At 73.2% G+C, this 5,622-nt stretch carries 6 protein-coding genes; 3 read left to right on the top strand and 3 right to left on the bottom strand.

Annotated elements, in window-relative coordinates:
* Positions 1–156: acyl-CoA dehydrogenase family protein (locus tag VE546_RS19075; protein ID WP_324923934.1), on the top strand; the 156-nt coding region annotated here is incomplete at its 5' end.
* A gap of 108 nt (positions 157–264) precedes the next feature.
* Here VE546_RS19075 and VE546_RS19080 read toward each other — a convergent pair.
* Complete coding sequence (locus VE546_RS19080; protein WP_414720524.1) at positions 265–1,458, bottom strand: LCP family protein; 1,194 nt, start codon at positions 1,456–1,458, stop codon at positions 265–267.
* A gap of 132 nt (positions 1,459–1,590) precedes the next feature.
* On the opposite strand from VE546_RS19080, the gene VE546_RS19085 reads away from it, so the two are divergent.
* On the top strand, positions 1,591–2,145 hold the full coding sequence (locus VE546_RS19085) for an acyl-CoA thioesterase (protein WP_324923926.1): 555 nt from the start codon (positions 1,591–1,593) through the stop codon (positions 2,143–2,145).
* 58 nt (positions 2,146–2,203) lie between these two features.
* Here the strand turns inward: VE546_RS19085 and VE546_RS19090 are convergent, their stop codons facing one another.
* Positions 2,204–3,766, bottom strand: a complete 1,563-nt coding sequence (locus VE546_RS19090) for an LCP family protein (RefSeq protein ID WP_324923928.1) — start codon at positions 3,764–3,766, stop codon at positions 2,204–2,206.
* A 147-nt stretch (positions 3,767–3,913) separates the two neighbouring features.
* On the opposite strand from VE546_RS19090, the gene VE546_RS19095 reads away from it, so the two are divergent.
* Complete coding sequence (locus VE546_RS19095) at positions 3,914–4,957, top strand: glycosyltransferase family 2 protein (protein ID WP_324923930.1); 1,044 nt, start codon at positions 3,914–3,916, stop codon at positions 4,955–4,957.
* A 65-nt stretch (positions 4,958–5,022) separates the two neighbouring features.
* Here the strand turns inward: VE546_RS19095 and VE546_RS19100 are convergent.
* A partial coding sequence (locus VE546_RS19100) for a LytR C-terminal domain-containing protein (RefSeq protein ID WP_324923932.1) occupies positions 5,023–5,622 on the bottom strand: 600 nt, incomplete at its 5' end.

Below are 5,622 nucleotides of genomic sequence, written 5' to 3' on the forward strand. Positions count from 1 at the left end.
ATGGAGATCACCACCGACGCCGTCCAGCTCCTGGGCGGCTACGGCTACACCCGCGACTACCCGGTCGAGCGGATGATGCGGGACGCCAAGATCACCCAGATCTACGAGGGCACCAACCAGGTCCAGCGGATCGTGATGGCCCGCAACCTGCCGTAGGGCGCCGGGGCGCGGGACGCGCCACGCGCGCGTGGGGCCCCGGACCGTCCGGTCCGGGGCCCCACGCACTTCACATGGCACTGGGCAGCGTTCCCGCGCGGGCGGGGTTCAGTCGCCCCTGACGGTGACCTTCTCGCCGTTCTTGAGCTGCTCGACGAGCTGTTTGACCTTCGGCATGTCCCACCGGAGCGAGCCCTGCGGTGCGCTGCCGGCGATCGGCATGTTCATCGAGGTGCCCTCCCCGCCCGAAATGCCCTTCATCGCCCAGAACATCGAGGCGAGGTCGAACAGTCCCATGTCCTTGTCCACGATCAGGGTGTCCAGGCCCGCGCCCAGCGTCGGGTAGAGCCTGAAGGGGTTGAGGATCGTGGAGGGGGTGGCGGTCTGGTTGGCCAGGGCCGAGAGGAACTTCTGCTGGTTCTTGGTGCGTTCCAGGTCGCTGCCCGCCTCGTAGCGGTTGCGGACGAAGGCCAGGGCCTCGGCGCCGTCGAGGGTCTGACGGCCCTTCTTGAAGTCGGCGCCGGAGTTCTTGTCCTTGATGTCGCGGGGGATGTCCATCTCCACGCCGCCGACGGCGTCCACGATCTTGGCGAAGCCGCCGAAGCCTATCTCCGCGTAGTGGTCGATGCGCAGGCCGGTGTTGTACTCGACCGTGCGCACCAGCAGGGCCGCCCCGTCCATGGAGTAGGACGCGTTGAGCTTGCGCGCGCCGGGCGAGGGGAAGGTCTTGCCGCTCTCGGAACCCCGGAACTCCGGGATGGTGACCCACGAGTCACGCGGCAGGGAGATCATCGTGTTCCCCTCCGGGCCGACGTGCAGCAGGATCATGGAGTCGGTGCGCTTGCCCTCCGCCGAGCCGGTGTGCAGCTTCTTCCGCTCCTCGCCGGACAGGCCCTCGCGGCTGTCGGAGCCCACGATCAGGTACGTGGTGCCCTCGCCCTTCTCGGGGCGGTCGACGACCGTGCTCAGGTCGACCTCGCGGCGCAGCTTGGAGTCGGCCCAGAAGTAGGTGCCGACCGACCACACCAGGACCACGACGAGGAGGGTGATCAGACCGACCTTGATCCGACGGCCCCAGTCGACGGTGGAGGCCCCGCCGTAGCCGGGATCGCCGTGGACCACGCCGCGGCGGCCCGGGCCGCCGTAGCCGGAACCGGCGTATACCTGACCGGTGTTGTAACCGGAGTCGTAATCCGCGCGGCCCCCGTGGCCACCGCCGTGGCCGCCGCGCTGCGTGGTCGGCATGACGCGGGTCGGGTCCGGATGCGGGCCGGGGCCGCCGCTGTTGGGCCAGTCAGTCATGGAAGGCAGTGTGCCCCCTCCACCCGGTTGCGCCACAGACGGGGGCGAAACAGGAGCGGGGCTGTTGCAGAGCTGACGCATTGCGGCCGATGCGGCGCGAAGTGGTCCGGACGGGGCGCATAGGCTGGAGGCATGACCACTCAGGCCCAGGCTCATCAGCACCACGAACTGCCGGGCAAGCCCACCGCTGTGTCCCGCACCACCCTGTCCCGCATCATGACGGGCAATGACACCAACCTCCTCGGCACCGTCCACGGCGGCGTGATCATGAAACTGGTCGACGACGCGGCGGGCGCGGTGGCCGGACGGCACTCGGGCGGACCGGCGGTCACGGCGTCGATGGACGAGATGGTCTTCCTGGAGCCGGTCCGGGTCGGCGACCTGGTCCATGTGAAGGCCCAGGTGAACTGGACCGGCCGGACCTCGATGGAGGTCGGCGTGCGGGTGATGGCCGAGCGGTGGAACGAGTCCACGCCCGCCACCCAGGTGGCCTCGGCCTACCTGGTGTTCACCGCGGTCGACGAGAACGGCAGGCCCCGGCCCGTACCGCCGGTGATCCCCGAGACCGAGCGGGACAAGCGGCGCTGGCAGGAGGCGCAGATCCGGCGCACCCACCGGCTCGCCCGCCGCCGGGCCATCAAGGAACTGCGCGACCGGCGGGCGGCGGAGGGCATGCTCGACGACTAGGAAGACCGGGAAGACCGTGACGGCGGCCCGCCCGGCACCGCCCGGGAGCGACCCGCCGTCACGGACACACCACCTCGTCGCCGGTGACCGCGGGGACGTGCCCGTCACCGGGCCGGCCGGCCCGGTGGCCGTCCCCCTGCCCGGGGTCCTCGTGCCCGGGTTCCTCGTGGCGCACCCGCACCGGCCGCACCCGCTGGTGGTCCGCACCGAGTGTGACCCTCAGCACCGGCCCCTGCCCCTCGGTCTCCCGCAGCAGGGCGCCGGGGAGCGCGGCCGCCAGGGAGCGCGCCGAGCGCCTCCAGGCGGGGTCGTGGTGGATGACCGTGCGCGGTACGTCCTGCCGGCCAGCCGTACGGGGGACGCCGGTGGTGTCGAAGCCGGTGGCGCGCAACTCCCGGTCCACCCGCGGGCCGAGGCCGGCGACCGGTGTGCCGTTCTCGACCTGGACGCGGATCTGCGCCGGGTCCACCTCGACCCGGGCGGGCCCGGACGGGCGGGACGTCCCCGACCGGCCCGCCTTCTCCCCCGGCCGCTCGGGGTTCTTCGCGCCCGTCTCCGTCCCCGCCTCCGTCCGGGGCGTCAGCGGCCGGTCCCGGCGCAGCGCCGCGAACAGCTCCTCCGCGCCCTTGGCGTCCCAGACCACCGTCGAGCCGACGCCCGGCACGCTGCGGTCGGGGTCGGCCACCGGCACCGAGGCGAACTCCGCGGAGGCCGCCGTGAGGCCGCGCATCGCCCGGCCGAGGGCCAGCATCTCGTCGGTGCCGAAGTCCGGGTCGGCGCGCACCGAGCCGAGCAGCGCGGTGACGATCCGGTTGAGCCGGGCCGGGTTCATCAGCACTCCGCGCCGGGTCGCCTCGTCGATCACGGAGGCCAGGAAGCGCTGCTGGCGCTTGATGCGGCCGAGGTCGCCGGCGGCGTCCACGTACCGGGCGCGCACGTACTGCAGCGCCTGACCGCCGTTCAGGCGGGTGGTGCCGGCCGGCAGGTCGAGGCCGCTGCGGCTGTCGCGGAGCGGCCGCGTGGTGCACACCGGAACCCCGCCCAGGGCGTCGACGGTCCGCATGAAGCTGGTGAAGCCGACCTCCAGGTAGTGGTCGATGCGCACCCCCGTCAGCTCCTCGACCGTGCGGACGGTCAGGCGCGGGCCGCCGTACGCGTAGGCGGCGTTGATCTTCCCGGCGTGGCCTGCGCGCCGTTCCCCGGTGACCGGGTCGGTGTGCTCGGGGAACTCGGTGTAGGTGTCGCGGGGGATGCTCACCACGCTGGCACGGTCCCGGTCGGCGGAGAGGTGCACCAGCATGATCGTGTCGGTGCAGTTGCAGGGGGTGCCGCCCAGGGAGTACGCACGTTTCTCCCACGGGGTGACGGTGGCGCGGTCGTCGGTGCCGACGACCAGGAAGTTGGTGCCGTCGCCGGCCCTGGGCCGGTGGCTGAGGCCGCGGAAGGGATCCACCCGTTCCAGCCGGGTGTCCAGCCCGGTGACCACCGCGTAGCCGATGCCGCTGGTCATCAGCACCATCGCCGAGACGGCCGTGACCACCCGGGCGCCCCAGCGGGACAGGCCCCGCCGCCTGGGCCGGGGGCGGGCGTGGCGACCGCGCTGACGGGACCGAGCTGGCATCGGAGAACCACCTCCGTGGCGGTGGGGGCCGGGAAGCGGCCAACATAGGCCCATACGATCTACGGACCGCGGTCACACGCCGTCCGGGAGCCCTCCGCCACCCGGCTGCCGTGCGGGGGCGTCACCCGTTCGCGGTACCGTGGCCCGGTGACGTCTCCAGCCGAATCCCCCTCCCCGGCCGCGGCGCCGCCCGCGGTCTCCGTGATCATGCCGGTGCTCAACGAGGAGCGCTACCTGCGCAGCTCCGTGCGGCACATCCTGGAGCAGGAGTACGCCGGTGAGCTGGAGGTAGTGATCGCGCTCGGCCCCTCCCAGGACCGCACCGACGAGATCGCCGCGGAACTGGTCCGCGAGGACCCGCGGGTGCGTACGGTGCCCAACCCCACCGGTCGTACGCCCGCCGGGCTCAACGCCGCCATCGCCGCCTCCCGCCATCCGATCGTGGTGCGGGTGGACGGCCACGGCATGCTCTCGCCGAACTACATCGCCACCGCCGTGCGGCTGCTGGAGGAGACCGGCGCGGCGAACGTCGGCGGCATCATGCACGCCGAGGGCGAGAACGACTGGGAGAAGGCGGTGGCCGCCGCCATGACCTCCAGGATCGGCGTCGGCAACGCGGCGTTCCACACCGGTGGCGAGGCCGGCGAGGCCGAGACCGTCTACCTGGGCGTCTTCCGCCGCGAGGTCCTGGAGCAGCAGGGCGGCTACAACGAGGAGTTCATCCGGGCGCAGGACTGGGAGCTGAACTTCCGCATCCGCCAGGCCGGCGGCCTGATCTGGTTCTCGCCGGAGCTGAGGGTCTCCTACCGCCCGCGGCCCACCGTGCGCGCCCTGGCCCGGCAGTACCGCGACTACGGCCGCTGGCGGCACGTGGTGGCCCGCTACCACTCCGGCTCGATCAACCTGCGCTACCTGGCGCCGCCCGCGGCCGTGGCCGCCATCGCGGCGGGCCTGGTGGTGGGCGCGCTGGTCACCCCGTGGGGCCTGGTCGTCCCGGCGGGCTACCTGGCGGCGATCACCGCGGGGTCCGTCCCGGCGGGCCGGGGGCTGCCGCTGAGGGCGCGCGTGCGGATCCCGCTCGCGCTGGCCACCATGCACATGTCCTGGGGCTGGGGCTTCCTGACCAGCCCGCGCAAGCTGGCGGAGAAGGTGAAGGCCAGCCGCCGGGAACCGGTGGTCACCGGCGGCTGACCGGAGCGGCGTCCACGCCGTCACGGGCCGCTCCCGCGCGTGCGGGAGCGGCCCGCGGCCGTTCCTCACCAGGTGTGGGCGGGGTTCACGTCCATGCAGTCCTTCTTCTCGCCGTTGAGCGCCTCCGCGCTCTCCGGGGCCTTGCGCTCGTCGCCGTCCGGGTCCTTCGCGGCGCCGGCCGCGGCCGGCGGGTAGGCGTTCCCCGCGCGCCAGTCGGCGCCGATCACCAGGACGATCCCCTCGGTCCCGGCCGAGCGCCGTACGGCCCGCTCCGGAAGGCCGAGGGCCTTCGCGACGGCCAGGGCGTCCCCGTGCTGGTCCTCGCGCGCGTACGACAGGGTGGTGTCCGCCTGGGAGGCGGCCGTCGGGTCGGCGACGGCCCGGGTGAAGCCGAGCCGGTGCAGCTCACCGGTGATGACGGCGGCGCGTCCGTTGACCGGCCCCAGGGCGGGAGTGCGGGTGCCGTTGCGCACCCGCACCGCGATCTCGCCGCTGGGCGCGGCCGGGTCGGCGGACTTCCGCTCCGCCTTCGGCTTGCGGTCCTTGCCGTCGAGCGCGACGTCGTCGCGGATGAGCGAGAACACCCGCTCGGCGTCGCCGGGCTTGGGCACCACGTACTCGCCGCCGTCGGAGTACTCCCACGGCATGGTGGCCATGGTGATCCG

Source organism: Streptomyces sp. (assembly GCF_035644915.1).
Classification (GTDB): Bacteria; Actinomycetota; Actinomycetes; order Streptomycetales; family Streptomycetaceae; genus Streptomyces.